Below are 16,058 nucleotides of genomic sequence, written 5' to 3'. Positions count from 1 at the left end.
CGGCTGAGCTTCCTCACCGCTTCCGCTGCGAACGCCACCGGAGCAGGAACGCCCCCGCTGCCGCGGCGAATGCTGCCAGGACCTGAGGCCGATGGCGGCGGGCCGCCTGCACTGTGGCACTCACCTTGTCGCTCACGGCATCGGGCGTCTTGTCCTGGACGGTGTCGGCGACCGCGGCAGCCGCGCCATCGAGGCGCTCGCCGACTTCGGCAGCCTTCTCGCGCACCGGCTCAGGGGTCTTTTCCTTAACGAAATCCAGGACTTCGGCTGTCTTCTGGCCGGCTTGTGTCGCCACCTCGGAGACCTTTTCCTTGACCTGGGCCGCCTTCTGCCCGGCGCTCGCCTTCGCGTCGGCCAGCTTGGAAGCGGATTGCTCCACCACGGCATCGCGCTTGTCCGCCAGTTGGTCCTTCACTTCGGCCCGCGCCGCCGGGTCTTTGGCGACGTGGTTCAGTTCCTCGCGAGCCGCCTCGACCTCTTCACGCAGTTCGGCCCGCGCGGCGGTGAGGTCATCGCCATATGAGTTTTCTGTCATGAGTGCTCATCCTCTTTTTGATTGGCTACGCGCGATGGCCTCCGCGATGCCCCGACCCGGCACGGTCCAAACAAATCATCTAAAAAGTGCGGCTGAGGCGGTGATCGGCGTTACGCGTGTGTTTTGCCTTCAGCGATCACGGTCATCGGGAGGGCCGAAGGAGGTGATCGTGATGTCGGATGCGGACGCGCTGCATGAACGGTCCACTACGCGGGTCACAATGGGCACCGAGGGACCGGTTCTGATCGACGGCCCGGTCGAGATCGAACTGCCCGACGGACGGATCGCGTCCTCGGACCGGGTGATCGTCGCGCTGTGCACCTGCCGACGCAGCCGGGTCTATCCCTGGTGCGACGCCAGCCACCGGGACCGTTCACGCTCGGAGCGGGACGCGTAGCGAGGTTCGATCCGCCGACCAGGCCCCGATGAGCTGGTCGGCCAGGCGGCCGCCCAGGAATTGGGTGGCCGAGATGCCGAACACCACGTCGGCGGCGAGCTCGGGCTCCGCGGCCAGCAGGCCGCCGATGATTCCGTGCCGTGCCACCTGCTCGTGCACGGCGTCGGCCTCGACGTGCTCGGCGTAGAACCGCACCGCGTCCGGACCGGCGCCCAGCCGCTCCATCGCTTGGACGATGCGCCGCGAGCTCGGTGACGACGTGATCTCCAGCGCCGCGAAGTGGCCCACCAAGGCCCCGCGCAGGCTCCGATGTAGTGCGAACATCGACATGACGTTCGCCGTCGCCAGCATCTCGGCCGAGGCGGCATCAACGTAGCCGCCGTAGGCCGGATCCAGCCCGAGGTCGGCCATGAGGTTCGCGAACAGCGTCGCGTGCATCCGCTCGGCGTGTCCGCCCCCCAGCTCGTCGAATTCCACCGCCATCATCGACGCCTTGGCCTGACCGGTCAGGCGGGGGATCACCCACAGATGCGGGTCCGCCTCCTTCAGGTGGTACACCGAGCGTTGGGCCGCGTACTCGCGAAGCTGCCACAGCTCGCCGTGGTCCTTCAGGAAGTACGAGACGCCGTGGCCGTCGACCGGATCGACCAGCAGTGGCGCCAACGCCGACTCCACATCGTCGGAGGGCGGTGCCTCGGCCCGCAGCGCGGTGAAGAACTGCCGCTCCATCACCGCGCGCAGCCGCAACAGCTCCGGGTCCCATTCCCAGCCGTCGTCGACTCCCTCAAAACTGCGATAGTGCAGCTCGTAGCACAGGTAGAGGGCGAGTTGGAGGTCGTCGCCGTAGGGGTCGGCACGGTCAGCCAACTCGGTGTCGGGCAGCTGCCCGGCTTCGCGGAAAGCCGCCAACAGGGCTGCCGACAGTTCGCCGCGATCGACGGGCAGCCGAGGCTGCCCGGCTGTCAGAACCACGTCCATGGATGCGCCTCTCTGCGTTTGCCCGGGAAGATGCTGGAGATCGGATTGCCGACCTCCGCATGACCGCGACATCGACTTCCAAACGGATCACCCGCGGCGCTCAGCGGCGGGAAACTCGGGGGTTTGGCGCGAGGCTGCCTGGTCATACGAGGCGAACGGCGCAAATCCACATCTGGTCTTCGCGCGCCTGTGATCAAGGCAGAGGTAAGCAGACAGTGACCACCATCAATCACGGCGAAATCAGCCCGTCCCAAGACAACATCTTGCCCGTGCGGTCGTCACTGGGCGCCTTCGGAGTCGGCTCGCGGAGATTCTGGCTGGGGGCATCAGCGGCCTGGAGCGCGGCCGTCGGATTCACGGCGATAGTCGCGGCGGATCAGGCGGTGACGGTTGCGGTCGGCGGTATGGCGGTCGCGGCGGTTTGTTGCGCGTTGGCCCAGCCGGAGGAAGCCGCTGCTTCCGACGGATCGCACTTGGAGTGACGCTCAGCCCGCTCCCACCTGCTGCCCCGAAGCGTCGAATCTCGTGTTTCACAAAGCCGAAGTTGGCCATGAGGAGCGCGGCGAACAGGAGAACTCATGGCAACCGAGAGAATCACATCCGCCTCGTCCTCGTCGACGGCTGAGCTTGTGAACGATGCCGCGGTCCAGATCTCACGGCTTGTCCATGACGAGATCGCGTTGGCGAAGCTGGAGATGCAGACCAAGGCGAAGCAGCTGGGCATGGGGGCCGGCCTGGTGGCCTCGGCGCTGCTCCTGCTGCGGATCGGGCTGATTCTGGCCTGGGCGCTGCTGGTCGTGGCGCTGGCGAACGTCTGGCCGTTGTGGCTGGCGGTGGCCGTCCCGATGGCCGGCGCGTTCCTCCTCGCCGCTGTCGCGGCTCTGCTCGGCAAACGCCGGCTGAAGGCCGCGACGCCGCCGGTGCCGACCGAGGCGTCGGAGTCGGTGCGAACAGACCTGCGCCTGGCCCACGGCGCCGTGCAGGAAGGACGCCAGTCATGACCTCAGAACTTCCATCCCCTCAGCCATCCCCTCAGCCGTCTCCTCAGCCATCCCCTCAGCCGTCTCCTCAGCGGACCGAGCTGAAAGCTGATATCTCGGCTACGCGGACCGAGCTTCAGGAAACGCTGGAAGCGCTCGCGGCCAAGACGCGAGTCAAGAACCGGGCCGAAGACGCGGCCCGGGACATGCTCCACCACACGAAGACCCAGATCCAGTCGCTGCCCGGGCGGGCAACCGCTCATGCGAAGACGTTGTGGCACGACGTCCGCGATCTCAGTGCCCGAGTAACACCTGTCCAACGAGGTCTGACTGCGGCGGGTGTACTGGCCGCCGGCCTGACCGCGCGACTCATGGCCCTCAAGCCTGGAAACAACGGAGGCCGTCAGTGAAGCCCCGCACCGCGAAAATCGTCTACAAGCCGGTGGGCTTCGGTCTGAGTCTGGCCGCCGGCGCCGTTGCCAGTATCCTGACACGGCAGATCTGGCAGGCTCTGACTCACCGCGACACGCTGCCGGAAGTCGACGACGCGGACACCAGCTGGTCGGATCTGCTTCTCAGCACGGGCTTGGAAGCGGCTATTTTTGCCGTGGCCAAGACATCGGCGCAGCGGCTGAAGCTCGAAGGAATGAAACGAGCGGTTTCCTCCTGACCGCGTGCCGGCTATTTGGCCAGTCCCGATACCAGGTTGATGGACGTCGCGATGATGACGGCGCCGAGCGGGAACGAGAGCCATGCGTGGCGGAGGGTGGCCCGGCGGATCTCCTTGGTCTGAATGTCCGTGTCAGAGACCTGAAACGTCATGCCGATCGTGAACGCCAGGTAGGCGAAGTCGCTGTACTGCGGTGGCTCGGTCTCGTTGAAATCGATGCCGCCCGGAGTGCCGCCGTAGTACAGGCGGGCGTACTTGAGGGTGAAGACGGTGTGGACGAGTGCCCACGAGGCGAAGACTGAGAGCAGTGCGAGAGCGGCTTCCCAGTAGCGCTCGTCTCCAGGGGCGTGCGAAGCCCCGAACAGCACGACGCCCACGGCCGCGAGGCTGGTGACCGCGGCCCCGAGCAGCAGGGCGTCGGCCAGGTCCCGGCTGGGGTTCTCCTGCTGGGCGTGCGTGCGCGTCATCTCCGGATCCAGCGGCCACACCGCCGTCCACATCCAGCCGCCGAAGACGACCACCAGCGCGTCCCAGCCGATCAGCGGAGCGGTGCGGCCTGCACCGAGCAGCGCCGCGACGACGCCCGCGAGCAATCCCGCGCCGACCGCCACGAGGAGCTTGAGCTGAGCCGAGGCGGACGGACCCCGCGCGGAATCGTTGTGGCTGGTATTCGATGGCATGGGCCAAGACTGGCAGCTTCTCAGCCGAAGTTCGTGCAACCGGATGGCCTAGGACGTGGTCTCGTCGTCCGCCTGTGGCCGTGCCGCCTGTTCGAACAGGTCCTGGATGCCGGCGAGCTCCAGGACGCGCACCACCGGCTGGGACGGACCGACCAGGGCGAGAGTGTGGCCGGCATCGGTGATCGCCCGCCTGAGCTGAATCAGGACACGAATTCCCATCGAGTCCATGAACGTGACGCCCGAGCAGTCCATGACCACGTCGGTGCCGTTGTCCGCCCAGGTCTGGGCCTCCGTCCGGAGGCGGGGGTAGATCGCCAGGTCGACGTCGCCGGCGACGGTGACGATGAGTTGCTGTCCGGACTGTCGCGCGGTGCAGGTGAGCTTCATCCTGCCTCCCAACCCTCGAAAGCCCGCCGGGCCCGACAGCTGGGCGCCGACGTTGTGACTTTCACCCTGGGCCCGCTTTGGTGGCGTGTCAATGAACACCTGAAATTCGGGTCACCTTTAGCGGCCGGCGGCTGTCGTTGAGCTCGCGGTTCACCGGGCCCGGGGGCAGGCGGATCGGGGGTTGATCCGTTTGGGGTGCGGGACCCGGGGCACACGAGGTTCCTTGGAACGGAGGTCTTATGAGTAGTCACACCCACAGTCACACCCGCAGCGGCGGCCACACCGGACACACCGGACACACCGGCCAGGCGTCCGCGGCGCCTTGGATCGTGGTCGGCCTGCTCATCGCGGGCGCCTTGGCCATCGGCGGAGCGCTGATGGCCTGGAGCTTGGTGCTGTTGGTGATCGGGGCGGTGCTGATTCTGGCGGGGCTGGTTTTCGCCGCGGTGCTGGCGCACCACGGCGCGTCTCCGGTGTCCTTCAGCGAGGAGGTCCCGGAGAACACCTATGGTCCGCGAGGCACAACGGATGGCGATTCCAGCCCGCCCATCGACACCAACTCGAGCGGCTGACCGGCTGGGGCCGGCTCGCCGGCTCGGCCTCCGGCTTAGCGTCGCACAGAGCTGCGCCCCGCCCACAGGGAACTGGCCACGGCGACCAGGACGACGGCGCAGCCCAGCTGAAGCCCGTGCCGGATCCAGTCCACGCCGCCGGTGTGCCGCACGCCGATCCAGCCGGACACGCCGTTGCCAAGCCAGGCCCCGCCGATGCCGACGAGCGTCGTCAGCCAGATGGGGATGTCCTGCTTGCCGGAGAGAACCAGGCGGGCGAGGGCGCCCAGAACGAGGCCCAGAATGAGGATCCACAAGAGCTGAAACATCGCCGCTACTCCATATCTGTCAGTGACTGTCGATATCTTTCGATGACTGTCGGTCCGCCTTGGACGAGTACGCCTATGCCCCGGCGCCATGGTCCGAAGCGACATGGGTGTTCGAACGGGGGAGCAGCCCGCTCCGAAAAATGCCCGGATTGATATCCGCGCGCCTGGGTACCCGGCCCTCCCGGGTCCGAGCGACCTGGTCGACCGACCATGCACCTGACTCACCGACTCACCGACGAACTGACAGGAAGAGGACCGACATGCGACGAGAACTGGCAGGCGCGCTCATGCGATGGCGACGACGCGCCGCCCTGCGCATGGTCTCCCCCACCGACCGGAAGCTCGCCGAGACAGCGGCCGACGACGCCGTCCAGATGGCCGAGCAACTGGTCCTCGGCGCCTGGATCGCCGAGCTGCACGCGGCCACCGAAGACGCCGACACCGCCGTACGCGCAGCCCTCCACCTGCGCGCGATGGCCCTCAGCGACCTCCGTCAGGCCCAACTGTCGGGCATCCCGCAACACATCGTCGACGCTCAACAAGCAGTGGAAGCCGCCGACCGCGACCTGGCCGAGAGCCGCGCCACCCAAGACGGCGTCCGCGACCTCCTGGCCCGAGAACTAGCCGATCAGCCGTGCGCCAGCCAGGTGCGACTCCTGCCGGACCGGCGAACGGCCCGCGAGACCACTGCATTCCAGCGAACGGGCCGGTCGACTACGGCGCGGCGGACCTGATATCCGCTATTTGATATAGACGCAATACCCTGCCAGTGGCTCAGATGTCCCTGGCTCAGTCGTTCCTGGCTCAATCGTTCGTGTCTTCACCGGCCTGTGCCGTGCGGTAAGCCGGTTCGGCCATCTCAGCCGCGTGCCGCAGCCGCCTACGCTCCCGGGCGACCTGGTCCGGAGTGGCCTCCAGTCGGTCCTCTTCCTCTTCTTTCACCCCCGTTTGAGTCCGACGGTTCCGGGCACCGCGAGGCCATGGTTCGGATCGGCTACACGATGATGACCGAGCAGGCCGGCCCTCAGCAGTTGGTGCGGGACTTGGTCCGAGCCGAGCAGGCCGGCTTCGACCTCTCCGTGGCAGTTCCGATGGTTCGGCGGCGGCTGGAAGGTCAACGCCGAGCTGCCCGGACCGGCCGGATTCGCGGCGGCGTCGGAGTTCGTGCGTCCCGAAGACGTCGCTGAATCAATCCCCTGCGGCGACGTGGTCGAGGAGTTCGTCCAAGCCGTGCGCCCCTACGCCGAGGCCGGATTCACCGAGGTGGACTCCGCGTCCGCGTGGCCGCCGTCGCGTGCAGTGCCGCGGATGCTTCGGGGATCAGATGTTCGACTGTGACGCGGATGCCGGTCCGCCGGTGGCGCGCCTGGACGGGCGACCGGAGACTGGCGCCATGCCCAGTAGCAAGGTGTGGAGCGGATCCATCTCATTCGGGCTGGTCAACGTGCCAGTCGGGCTCTACTCGGCGACCGAGGACAAGTCCGTCCACTTCCATCGCTACCACGAGGAGGACGGCGGCCGGATCCGGCAGAAGCGGGTCTGCGAGGTCGACGGCGAAGAGTTGGCCACAGAGGACATCGCCCGCGGCTACGAGCTTCCCGACGGCGACACAGTGGTGATGACCGACGCCGACTTCGAGGGGCTGCCGGTTCCCACGCTGAAGGCGATCACCGTGGAGGCCTTCGTGCCGGAGGAACAGATCGACCCGATCATGTTCTCCAGTTCGTACTACCTGGTGCCCGACAAGGCGGGGGCCCGAGCCTACGCACTGCTGCGCGACGCCATCGAAAAGGCCGGCAAGACAGCTCTGGTAAAAATCGCGATCCGCGAACGCGAACGCCTCGCAGCCATTCGGGTCCGCGAGGAGATCCTCGTACTGGAGACGATGTACTGGCCCGACGAGATCCGGCCCGCCGTCGACATCCCGGAATCCGATCCGAAGCGCGACGAGGTGGCAGCCGCGCAGGCGCTGATCGACCAGATGACGGTCGACTTCGATCCCGAGCAGTACACCGACCACTACCGAGAGGCCCTGCTGGAGGCCATCGAGGCCAAGGCCAAGGGTCGAGAGGTGATCACACCGCCGGCGCCGAAGGACGACGAGGGCGGCGCCAAGGTCCTGGACCTCATGGCGGCGCTGAAGGCCTCGGTGGAGCAGGCCAAGAAGACGCGTGAGGAGCCGCCGGCCGAGCCGAAGAAACGGGCACCGGCGCACCCGAAGGGCGAGAAGAAGGCGGCGAAGTCGGCGAAGCCCGCGAAGACAGCAAAGACGGCAAAGTCGGCGGCCCGCAAATCGGCCTAGGCCGCCTGTGCATTGCCGATGCCGGACGCACGGCTCGCTCCGACGGGCGACGAACAAGCTGTCGATCCGAAGGAGGATCGAGTGTCCACGCTCAACAAGCGCTTCCTCAGTATCTACTTGAACGACCACCTGACCGTCGCCACAATCGGCAGAGACTTGGCGCGGCGCGCGATTCGTGCCACTCATGACCAAGACGAGCACAACCGACTGCGGAAAATAGGTCGGGAGCTTGCTGAAGACGCCGAGTCCCTCCGCGAGATCATGCGACGCCTTGAGATCCGCGTCGATCCGATCAAAGCCTTCGCAGGATGGCTCGGCGAGAAGATGGGCCGCCTGAAGCTGAACGGACACCTTCTCCGTCGTTCACCCCTCAGCGATCTGGTCGAGCTGGAAGCAATGTCCACCGGCGTTTCGGCGAACCTGGCCGGATGGTCGCTGCTACGCGAGATGGCCGCCGCAGCCGAAGGCCTGGACATCCACGAGCTCGACCGGCTCATAGACAGAGCGGAGAGCCAGCTCGCAGTACTGGAAAGGATCCGGCTTCGAGTCGGCGCCTCTGCGCTGGCCAGTGACCGCGAACAGGAAGCCGAGTTCCGAGGGGACAGCGTCATCGACAGCGCCATGGATGCGCTTTCCCAGCGATAGCAGTTGCGGAACGAGCCGCTTCCCAACAGCGATTCTGTTCAGGGCGGAGACATCGCTCAGTTGCGTAGTTGCCCTTGTGCGCCAACGCGATGCAGCTGTAGCCACCGACGTCGGTAAGCCGCTTGATTAATACGGCCTGCTGCCAGGTCATGATTCAGTTCTGCCTCATCGAGCCCCTCCAGGGCGTGTGTCGATACCACGCCCCCGTCCCGAAGCTGTCTGTACGCGTGCTGCGCCCCTGCGATCTGCTTCCGCGCCCCCGAAGGCGGCAGATCAGCCGTGAGCCAAGCGCCGGCGATGAAGTCCTCTGTGGGCCAGGAAGCAGCTTCGAGGGAAACGACGAGAGGCCCCTTGATCTTGGTCAGGTCAACTGTTTGCTCGGGGAACTGGTGAACAGCTACGAAGCTTGCTCCACGCTGGACCGCGATAACAACGCTCAGGACGACAGAACTCACTGGGAGTCCGTCCCAATTGATGGTGACCGTCAAGGTCCGAGCATCATAGTCGAGCTCCAACCTGAGGTAGTCGCTCCGATCAACGGTCATATTTCGAACGTAGCAGCTGCTCAAACCTCCGTATATGAACCCTGCGATGCCCCGCGCGGTCGGTTCATCCAGCCGCGGCCCGCCCTGCCGCTACGTTGTCGCCGCTCGGTCCACTCCGCTTTTGGCTATGCCTAAGCAACTGTCGGCGGCATCAGATAGCCGTGTCGACGTTGCTGCTTTTCCCCACCCCGACGCTTGCCGGCTCCAGTCCTCAGACATCTGATTCGCTGGCGACTGTCGCGAGCGTATTCGTCATTGTTCGGGGTAGTTTGAAAACATTGTCATGCCCCGGTGTGCTCTGTCGCGGTCCCCATGAGTAGCACGGTCTCGGGTTGAGGCTCCTGGCCATCGCGAAGCCGGATGCGTCCTTCTCCCATGGTTCGAGAGGCCCATGGCCGAGCTGGATGGCAGGAGAACGTTCACCGTGGTCGACATCATCGAGATTCACGTCCACTGGTATGCCGGTCGCTCGAAGCGAGGTCGCCGAGTGAGCGCGACGCTCCCGGAAGAGACGGGACGGTCGCGGGTCACGGTGCTGCGCGACGTGGTCGATTCATCCTGGACGACTTCGCGATGCGCCAGATGACCGCTCCCCAGGCCGACGACCTCTACGAGCTGGTCAGCGAACGCCAGGACAGGAGCCTGATCATCACGAACACCAGTCACCAGGTCATCTGATCCGGCCGTGGCAAGTAGGCTGACCCGGCCATGGCCACACAGACAGCTGCCTATGACGACCAGCCCGATCCGCCGGACGACGCATTCGTCACGGACGAGGACTACGCGTGGAACACGAACGTCCTGTTCGGACCCGAGATCCGGCGGATCTATCGAGACGTCGTCGCCGACCGCTTCCAGAACGCGGACATGCCGCCGCATGCAGCACCGCTGTTCGACGTGAACTTCGGCCCCTACCGGAACGACCGGGACTTCCTTGGCGACTTCTACAACAGCATCCTGCACCAGGACACCTGCAATCAGTTCACCGCCGACGGAGTCCCGCTGCTGGCAGCCCTCGCCGTCGACGATCGTGTGCCGGCCCGGCACCGGATGGAGCTGGTGGAGATCCTGTTCAGCATCGCGACCGTGCCCGACAGGAGGCTCGCAGAATGCTGGCCGCAGACCCCTCCGCATGCGGATCCCGATGGTGAAGCCCGAGCCACAGCCACAGCGGAACAGCAGGCGCCGCAGCTCCTGGCGCGATGGGACACCGAATGCGCCGCAGTGCGCCTGGCCCTGACCGCGGTCGCCGTGGTCTTCCCCACCCAACGGACCCTTCCAGCGCTCACCCCGCGGCTTCAGGGTTTCATCGCTCAGCACCCGGCAGGAACCGACATCGGCGACTACGTGCGCTTCGCGCTCGTACTGGCCGCCGACGATGCAGACGCGGTGCACGCATCCGTCGAGACGTTGACGGACACACACTGGAAGGCCACGCCACGAGCGGCGCCGACACGCGCTCGAGCACTCCACCTTCTCGATCAGATGCTGTTCAAGGTCAAGCGCGAACTGGCCACCCAGAACCGTTGATACCGCGAACACCACCGACGACCAGCACCTGGGGAATTACGTGAACCTAGGCCCGGGGGAATACGGGGTCTGTCGGTGATCACGTGACGCTCATGTCGTGAGCAGGACGCGGGCGCGGAGAAGATCGAAGCTGGCGCGGCCGAATGTCTGGCGCTTGAGCATTTTCAGGCGTCCGACTCCGCCCTCGACCGCGCCGGAGCTGTGTTCGAGGGTCAAGCCGTTGGTGACGGCGTCCCGGTCGCGGCGGATGCCGGCGGCGAAGGTGTGCAGAGTGGGCAGGTCGTCGGCCTCGACGTGGTCAAGCCAGGCGGCGAGCTCGTCGCCGCGGCGGCCGGTCATGATGGCGGCGAAGGACCGGACGTGTTCGTGGAGCCGGTCGAGGTGCTCGCAACGGGTGAGCAAGGCCTTGAGCTCGATGGTGTCGTTCTCGTCGAGGTGGTCGGGCCGGCTCAGCAGCCAGCGGCTGATCTTCCGCGGCTTCGGGACCGCCGGTGTTGACGGTGCGGGTTTGCGGCGCACCGGGTCCGGATGCGAGCGACTGGTCCCCGGCAGTCGGAAGGCGCGCAGGTAGCGGCGCACGGTCTGGACGCTGCCGGTGTAGCCGAGCTCGGTGATCTTCGCGGTGATCTCGGCGCCGTCGTAGAGCCCGGTGTTCCACAGCTCGTTGACCTGGTCGATGTAGCCGTCGAGGTTGGTGCTCCGGTTCTGGCAGGCGACCAGCAGTTCGTCGATGCCGGTGGCGTTGGCGAACCGGCGGACGGTCTGGATGTCCAGGTTGAGCTCCCGGCTGATCGCCGAGCGGGACATGCCGACGGCCAGCCTGGACTGCACCGCCTCGAAGCGTTCCCGGGTGCGGGTCACCAGCCGCCGCTCGGGCAGCATCAGGGCGGCAGGCTCGGCGGGCGGTTGTGGCGGCGGTGCCTCTGGCGTGGGCTTTTCCGGTTCCGGGTCGCTCTGCTCCGGCGGTGCCGGCGCGGCCCGTAGGCATCCGTGATGGGCGACCATGGTCTTGCCCACGGCTTCGCACAGGTTCTTCCACAAGTGGTAGCGATCAGCCACCTGGATCGCCGACGGTGCTCCGGTCTCGATTCCCTGGGCGTAGGCTCCGGCCCGGTCCCGGCAGACGATCTCGACTTCGGGATGCTCGGTCAGCCAGGCGGCGAGCGTGGCGGCCTCGCGGTCCGAGAGCAGGTCGATCGGCCGGTGGCTGGACATGTCGATCAGGATGGTGCCGTAGGTCGCCGAGCGTCTGAAGGCGAAGTCGTCGACGCCGAGTACGGTCACCGCCGGTGGCGGCGGTATCGTCTGGGCTCGGATGAGGCCGATCAGCAGGTCCTTCCCGCACGGCATGCCCAGTTGGGTGGCCAGCCGGGAGCCGGCGCGGCCGGGGCCAGCGCCAGCGCGATCGCCACCAACTGCTCCGTGGCTAGCGGGGTCCGGCGGGCGAAGGGCGTGGTCAGCCCCGGGAGTTGCTCGGTGAAGGTGGTCTGCGGGCAGGCCGCCCGGCCGCACTTGAAGCGACGCACCACCGCGACGATCCGCGTCCGACGACCGGCCATTGGGACGTCGACGAGCGAGCGACGATACCGGGCATGGACGCGCGAGGACTTCGTGTCGCACTCCGAGCACGCCGCGAACACTTCCGAGGACCGGACGAACAGCGTCACAGCCGCCGCATCGGCCTCAATACGGTCCACAGTGACCGCCCCGAGGTGCGGAAACAGCTTCTCAAGACTCTGAGATATGCACGCGGATCATCCTGTCCGACGCGACACCGCCGTCTGCGAGCGACACGCCGACCGGCAGCTATCACGTGATCGCCGACAGACCCGGAATACGCGATCGTCCACAAGCTGGCCCGACCGCGCCAGCGGACCAGTGGAGGGGCCATCTCCCAGGCGGACACGGCGGCTATGTCGAGCCGAGCTCGGAAGGTCTGGCTCGAACTCTTTCCATATCTGTCGGCATACCCAAGCGCTGGTAGATCTCCAGGGCTTAGGTCAGGCAGTCCACTCCCTGCGCAGGCTCGCTGGCGGCGATGCCCTCCAGGGAGTTGGCTTCGTCGTCGGGCTTGTTGAGCTCTCGGTTCATCGCCAAGGCCTGCTGGTAGAGCGTGAATGCGCGGGAGCGGTCGCCAAGTGCGGCGATGGTGGCCGCGTACGAGTTCAGTGCCCAGGCCTCGTTGCCACGGTTTCCGCGTTGCCGGTAGATCTTCAGCGACTGCTCTTGGACGTCCGCGGCCGCCGCGTAGTCTCCGGTGAGGTACCGCACCCGTCCCAGGTTGTTCAGGGCGCCAGCTTTACCGAGGCGGTCGCCGATCTGACGATAGATCTCCAGGGCCCGCTCCTGGACGTCCGCCGCTGCCGGATAGTCGCTCGCCAGACGTTGTACCTGTCCTAGTTCGTTAAGCGCGGTGGCATGGGTGGCTGGCGAATCAGCGCGGCTGGCGGCCTCGGCGGCCTGCTGGATCTGCAAGGCACGAGTCCAGGGACCATCGATACGCAGAGTCTCGGCCAGGCCAGCGGCAAGCGCGATGATGTGCTGGTCGAGGCGATTGGTTTCGGCGTAGTTCCAGGCAGCGTCGAGATTCGGGTTTTCGGTACGCAGCCAGGTCCGCGCGAGCTCGGGATCGCTCACGTCGGGGACATGGCGCGGAACGCGCTTGCGTATCGGCGGAGCAAATCATGAAGTCGGTAGCGCCCTGGAGCGACTTCGCCAACGAGGTTGTGGTCGACGAGGTCTTGAAGGAGACGATCAGCCGAGTCCGGGTCGGTTTCCAACAGACGTCAGGTCTCTGTCGCCATCGGAGAATCCCCTCAGATTGGCTTGGCCGGCACGAAGACTGGCGGCAAGGTGCTGCACGGTCCACGAGCGACGACTACGCAGGAGCGCGGCGGTGATCCGCAGGGCCAGCGGCAGATGTCCGCACAGGGCAACGACTTCCTCCAGGAGCGGGTCCTCCGGCGATACGCGGCCAGGAGTGGCGATACTGTGGAATAACGCGACGGCGTCAGCGGTCGGCAAGGCGTCCAGGTTCAGAGGAAAAGCATCGTCCAAGCCTTGAGACGCAGCCGGCTGGTGATCAGGACCAGACATCCGCCGGTGCCCGGCAGCAGCGGCCGGACCTGTTCCTCGCTGCCGGCGTTGTCCAACACCAGCAGGGTCCGGGTGCCGGCCAAACCGGTCGCCGAACGCAGCGGCACGAGCCGTGGTCTCCGCGGGAATCCCGCCGGGCGGAACGCCGAAAGCCTGGAGGAACTCCGCCAAGACATCGCCCGGGTCGCGCGGGGTGCGTTCGTGAACGCCTTGCAGATCGACGAATAGTTGGCCGTCTGGGAAGCGTCGCGTGAGGATATGAGCGGCGTGCAGCGCCAGGGCCGTCTTGCCGACGCCGCCCATGCCGTCGATGGCTGATATCACCACGGTGTCCGGCGTGTTCTGCGGCCCGGACGGATCTGCCAGTTCCAACAACTCGGCGAGCTCGTGTTCGCGTCCAGTGAACGCCCTGGTGTCAAAAGGAAGCTGACTGAGCCGTGCGCCCGCTCCTGTTCCGCTTGGCACTCGGCTGCTCGCGGTAGAACCGCCGGCCGCATGTCCGCTCAAGACATCGCTTTGAGCCTGCCTCAGCGCCGGGCTGAGTTCACGACCCTCACGCCGCAGTGCGCGAATGGCGTGCACGGCCAGGTCGGCAGCGGCCGTACTATCACCGACCGCGGTGAGCGCCAGGATGAGAAGGATCGTGGACGGCTCGTTTCCAGCGTCCTCGGCCACCAACACCCGCAGTAGATCGATTGCCTCGTCGGGTCGACCGCTATCGAGGTAGATACGGCCCAACAGCCTTGCGGCCGGTCTTCGCGCGCTCTCCAGCTCATCGCGGCGCTGTTCAAAGTATGCGGTATCCAAACCCGTCAGAGCGGAGCCGTGCCACAAGTCCAAAGCTTGGCGCAGCCCGGCAATGGCAGCCTGTGGTTCGTTGGCATCCAGGTCGCCGCGAGCATGGCGGACCAGTTCGGTGAAGCGGGAGCGTCGACCAAACCACGGTCGAGTTCGGCGACGAACCCCGACGGCCGGGCGACCAGACGGATCAGGGACCCGGCCGGACGCAAAGCCTGCCGCAGCCCGGAGACGTAGTTCGCTATCAAGTTGCTGGAGGAATCCGGCGCATTCTCCGGCCACGCCCACTGCGCGAGCTGCTGCCGGGAGCGCGGCCTACCGCGCTGGCGTCAGCACCGCGCCGATCAGCCGTTGGGCGAGTGGAGTCGGAGCGGAGAAGTCTTCTCCAAGATTCGACACTGAATACACAGCGCGGATCGACAGGTCTCGTGTGGCGAACATGCCGTTGGCGTAGCCGTCGTCGTGGCCGGTCTTGCCCCAGAGCACGGCGCCGTTCGGCAGCTGGGTGGACATCAGGCCGGCGCCGAAGCATGCCACGTTGATGCAGGAGCTTCCGCCGATGAAGGGCACGAGGGCGCCGTTGGCGTCCCGGGGGAGTGTGAACAGTTCGTTCTGCTGTGCGGCGGGGAGCAGTCGGCCCTGTAGCAGAGCGCTGAGGAAACGGTCGAGGTCGGCCGGGGTGGAGATCATGTTTGAGGGGTCGCCGCCCTGTTCGCTGACGTCCACGGGGGAGCCCTGGCTGTTGGCCATGTAGCCGTGCAGGTACGGAAGCGGCATTGTGGGGGCGCCTTCGGGCACCGAGGTCTGCTCCAGCCGCAACGGCTGCAGAATGCGCCGGGTGACCTCCTGCTTGAAGGAGTGGCCGGTGATCCGTTCGATGAGCTCGCCGCCGATCCGGAAGCCGAGGGAGTTGTACTCCTGCTTCGTTCCGGGCGTGAAGTGCGGGCCGGGCCACGCGCGGTCGCACGGACGGTCGCACGGGCGGAGCGTGTCCTGGATGATCTCGTCGAACGTGCGGTACTGGTAGCGGTCGGCGATCGTCTCGTCGATGCCGGCCGCGGGCTTGCCCTCGTCCACGTCCGGCAGGCCGCTGGTGAAGTTGACCAGTTCGCGGATGGTGATCGGGGCGAAGGCGTCCGGCAGCAGGCCCGGCAGGTAGTGCTGAACCGTCTGGTTCAGGTCGATCCGGCGCTCGGCCGCGAGCTGGAGGATGACGGTCGTTTCGAAGACCTTGGAGATGCTGCCGATATGGAAGTGCGCGTTCGGCGGGATCGCCCGGCCGGTCACGCCGTCGGCGGTCGCGCCCTTCCACAGTTGGCCCGGCTCGCCGACGCGGACGATCGCGCCCGCGGCGTCGTCGCCGAGCTGGGTCTGGATCGCGGCTTGGAGCGCCGGTGGATTCAGCGGAGGAAACGTCGGCGCGGTACCAGTTCCGGTCCCGGTCCCGGTGCTCGTGGCGAATGCTTCAGTACCTGGCCCGGCGGCGAGCACGACGAGGGCAGAACAGGTCAGGGCCAATGCGGCGGCGCAGCGTGCGAAGGGTTTCATGGCGAGCTCCCCGTAGAGTCGACTGTTAAAGGGTCCTGATAACCCGACCGATTCTCCCCTGCCATACGGAGCCCCGGAAGGACTGAG

The 16,058-nt window shown here is 66.5% G+C and carries 21 protein-coding genes and 2 pseudogenes; 12 read left to right on the top strand and 11 right to left on the bottom strand.

The annotated features are described in order from the left end of the window. Positions 1-13: 13 nt before the first annotated feature. A complete protein-coding gene (locus ABD481_RS08885) occupies positions 14-535 on the bottom strand; it encodes a hypothetical protein (protein WP_344665062.1) in 522 nt (173 codons plus the stop codon). A 172-nt stretch (positions 536-707) separates the two neighbouring features. On the opposite strand from ABD481_RS08885, the gene ABD481_RS08880 reads away from it, so the two are divergent. Next, positions 708-932 (top strand): CDGSH iron-sulfur domain-containing protein, encoded by a 225-nt coding sequence (locus tag ABD481_RS08880; protein ID WP_344665061.1) that lies wholly within the window; start codon positions 708-710, stop codon positions 930-932. Here ABD481_RS08880 and ABD481_RS08875 read toward each other — a convergent pair. Further along, positions 909-1,910 carry an iron-containing redox enzyme family protein gene (locus ABD481_RS08875; RefSeq protein ID WP_344665060.1) on the bottom strand — a complete coding sequence of 334 codons (1,002 nt, stop codon included), beginning with the start codon at positions 1,908-1,910 and terminating at the stop codon, positions 909-911. The genes ABD481_RS08880 and ABD481_RS08875 overlap by 24 nt on opposite strands. A gap of 578 nt (positions 1,911-2,488) precedes the next feature. Here ABD481_RS08875 and ABD481_RS08870 point away from each other — a divergent pair. From ABD481_RS08870 to ABD481_RS08860, 3 genes are read left to right on the top strand one after another with little or no spacing between them, the layout of a single operon-like run. Continuing rightward, a complete protein-coding gene (locus ABD481_RS08870) occupies positions 2,489-2,911 on the top strand; it encodes a phage holin family protein (RefSeq protein WP_344665059.1) in 423 nt (140 codons plus the stop codon). Beyond that, entirely contained in the window at positions 2,908-3,300 is a 393-nt protein-coding gene (locus tag ABD481_RS08865; RefSeq protein WP_344665058.1) for a DUF3618 domain-containing protein, read from the top strand. Before ABD481_RS08870 ends, ABD481_RS08865 begins: the two co-directional genes overlap by 4 nt. Further along, positions 3,297-3,560, top strand: coding sequence for a DUF4235 domain-containing protein (locus ABD481_RS08860; protein WP_344665057.1), 264 nt, complete (start codon positions 3,297-3,299; stop codon positions 3,558-3,560). The genes ABD481_RS08865 and ABD481_RS08860 overlap by 4 nt, the downstream gene beginning before the upstream one ends. Positions 3,561-3,571: 11 nt before the next feature. On the opposite strand, the gene ABD481_RS08855 is transcribed toward ABD481_RS08860, so the two are convergent. Together ABD481_RS08855 and ABD481_RS08850 are read right to left on the bottom strand one after the other, a co-directional pair. Then, positions 3,572-4,240, bottom strand: coding sequence for a DUF1345 domain-containing protein (locus ABD481_RS08855; protein ID WP_344665056.1), 669 nt, complete (start codon positions 4,238-4,240; stop codon positions 3,572-3,574). 48 nt (positions 4,241-4,288) lie between these two features. Continuing rightward, on the bottom strand, positions 4,289-4,627 hold the full coding sequence (locus ABD481_RS08850) for an STAS domain-containing protein (RefSeq protein ID WP_344665055.1): 339 nt from the start codon (positions 4,625-4,627) through the stop codon (positions 4,289-4,291). A 239-nt stretch (positions 4,628-4,866) separates the two neighbouring features. On the opposite strand from ABD481_RS08850, the gene ABD481_RS08845 reads away from it, so the two are divergent. Next, the gene (locus ABD481_RS08845) at positions 4,867-5,199 is read left to right on the top strand and encodes a hypothetical protein (protein ID WP_344665054.1); all 333 of its coding nucleotides are present in this window, start codon (positions 4,867-4,869) and stop codon (positions 5,197-5,199) included. A gap of 35 nt (positions 5,200-5,234) precedes the next feature. On the opposite strand, the gene ABD481_RS08840 is transcribed toward ABD481_RS08845, so the two are convergent. Beyond that, a complete protein-coding gene (locus ABD481_RS08840; RefSeq protein WP_344665053.1) occupies positions 5,235-5,507 on the bottom strand; it encodes a GlsB/YeaQ/YmgE family stress response membrane protein in 273 nt (90 codons plus the stop codon). Between the two features lie 260 nt (positions 5,508-5,767). Between ABD481_RS08840 and ABD481_RS08835 the strand changes: the two genes are divergently transcribed. The 4 genes and pseudogenes from ABD481_RS08835 (at position 5,768) to ABD481_RS08820 (ending at position 8,454) form a co-directional block, all read left to right on the top strand. Beyond that, entirely contained in the window at positions 5,768-6,241 is a 474-nt protein-coding gene (locus ABD481_RS08835) for a hypothetical protein (RefSeq protein WP_344665052.1), read from the top strand. 349 nt (positions 6,242-6,590) lie between these two features. Continuing rightward, positions 6,591-6,773 (top strand): annotated as a pseudogene (locus ABD481_RS08830) (LLM class F420-dependent oxidoreductase); the annotation flags it as partial. Between the two features lie 127 nt (positions 6,774-6,900). After that, the gene (gene ku, locus ABD481_RS08825) at positions 6,901-7,809 is read left to right on the top strand and encodes a non-homologous end joining protein Ku (RefSeq protein WP_344665051.1); all 909 of its coding nucleotides are present in this window, start codon (positions 6,901-6,903) and stop codon (positions 7,807-7,809) included. 81 nt (positions 7,810-7,890) lie between these two features. Further along, complete coding sequence (locus ABD481_RS08820; RefSeq protein WP_344665050.1) at positions 7,891-8,454, top strand: hypothetical protein; 564 nt, start codon at positions 7,891-7,893, stop codon at positions 8,452-8,454. A 56-nt stretch (positions 8,455-8,510) separates the two neighbouring features. On the opposite strand, the gene ABD481_RS08815 is transcribed toward ABD481_RS08820, so the two are convergent. Next, a complete protein-coding gene (locus tag ABD481_RS08815; protein WP_344665049.1) occupies positions 8,511-8,999 on the bottom strand; it encodes a hypothetical protein in 489 nt (162 codons plus the stop codon). A 391-nt stretch (positions 9,000-9,390) separates the two neighbouring features. Here ABD481_RS08815 and ABD481_RS08810 point away from each other — a divergent pair, with 391 nt between their 5' ends. The 3 genes and pseudogenes from ABD481_RS08810 to ABD481_RS08800 all read left to right on the top strand — a co-directional run bounded on the left by ABD481_RS08810 (position 9,391) and on the right by ABD481_RS08800 (position 10,529). After that, on the top strand, positions 9,391-9,585 hold the full coding sequence (locus tag ABD481_RS08810) for a hypothetical protein (RefSeq protein ID WP_344665108.1): 195 nt from the start codon (positions 9,391-9,393) through the stop codon (positions 9,583-9,585). After that, positions 9,555-9,656 (top strand): annotated as a pseudogene (locus ABD481_RS08805) (ATP-binding protein); the annotation flags it as partial. The gene ABD481_RS08810 and the pseudogene ABD481_RS08805, both read left to right, overlap by 31 nt. 51 nt (positions 9,657-9,707) lie before the next feature. Beyond that, positions 9,708-10,529: a hypothetical protein gene (locus ABD481_RS08800; protein WP_344665048.1), complete on the top strand. Its 822-nt coding sequence runs from the start codon at positions 9,708-9,710 to the stop codon at positions 10,527-10,529. Between the two features lie 90 nt (positions 10,530-10,619). Here the strand turns inward: ABD481_RS08800 and ABD481_RS08795 are convergent, their stop codons facing one another. The 5 genes from ABD481_RS08795 to ABD481_RS08775 all read right to left on the bottom strand — a co-directional run bounded on the left by ABD481_RS08795 (position 10,620) and on the right by ABD481_RS08775 (position 15,971). Continuing rightward, on the bottom strand, positions 10,620-11,879 hold the full coding sequence (locus ABD481_RS08795; protein ID WP_344665047.1) for a transposase: 1,260 nt from the start codon (positions 11,877-11,879) through the stop codon (positions 10,620-10,622). After that, positions 11,855-12,226 carry a transposase family protein gene (locus ABD481_RS08790; protein WP_344665046.1) on the bottom strand — a complete coding sequence of 124 codons (372 nt, stop codon included), beginning with the start codon at positions 12,224-12,226 and terminating at the stop codon, positions 11,855-11,857. The genes ABD481_RS08795 and ABD481_RS08790 overlap by 25 nt, the downstream gene beginning before the upstream one ends. A 298-nt stretch (positions 12,227-12,524) precedes the next feature. Continuing rightward, positions 12,525-13,166, bottom strand: a complete 642-nt coding sequence (locus tag ABD481_RS08785) for a tetratricopeptide repeat protein (RefSeq protein WP_344665045.1) — start codon at positions 13,164-13,166, stop codon at positions 12,525-12,527. A gap of 117 nt (positions 13,167-13,283) precedes the next feature. Beyond that, complete coding sequence (locus ABD481_RS08780; protein ID WP_344665106.1) at positions 13,284-14,705, bottom strand: AfsR/SARP family transcriptional regulator; 1,422 nt, start codon at positions 14,703-14,705, stop codon at positions 13,284-13,286. Between the two features lie 33 nt (positions 14,706-14,738). Next, entirely contained in the window at positions 14,739-15,971 is a 1,233-nt protein-coding gene (locus tag ABD481_RS08775) for a serine hydrolase domain-containing protein (protein WP_344665044.1), read from the bottom strand. Between the last annotated feature and the right edge of the window lie 87 nt (positions 15,972-16,058).

This window comes from Catenulispora yoronensis (assembly GCF_039531695.1).
GTDB lineage: Bacteria > Actinomycetota > Actinomycetes > Streptomycetales > Catenulisporaceae > Catenulispora > Catenulispora yoronensis.
This window is presented reverse-complemented; position numbering and strand designations above follow the sequence as displayed.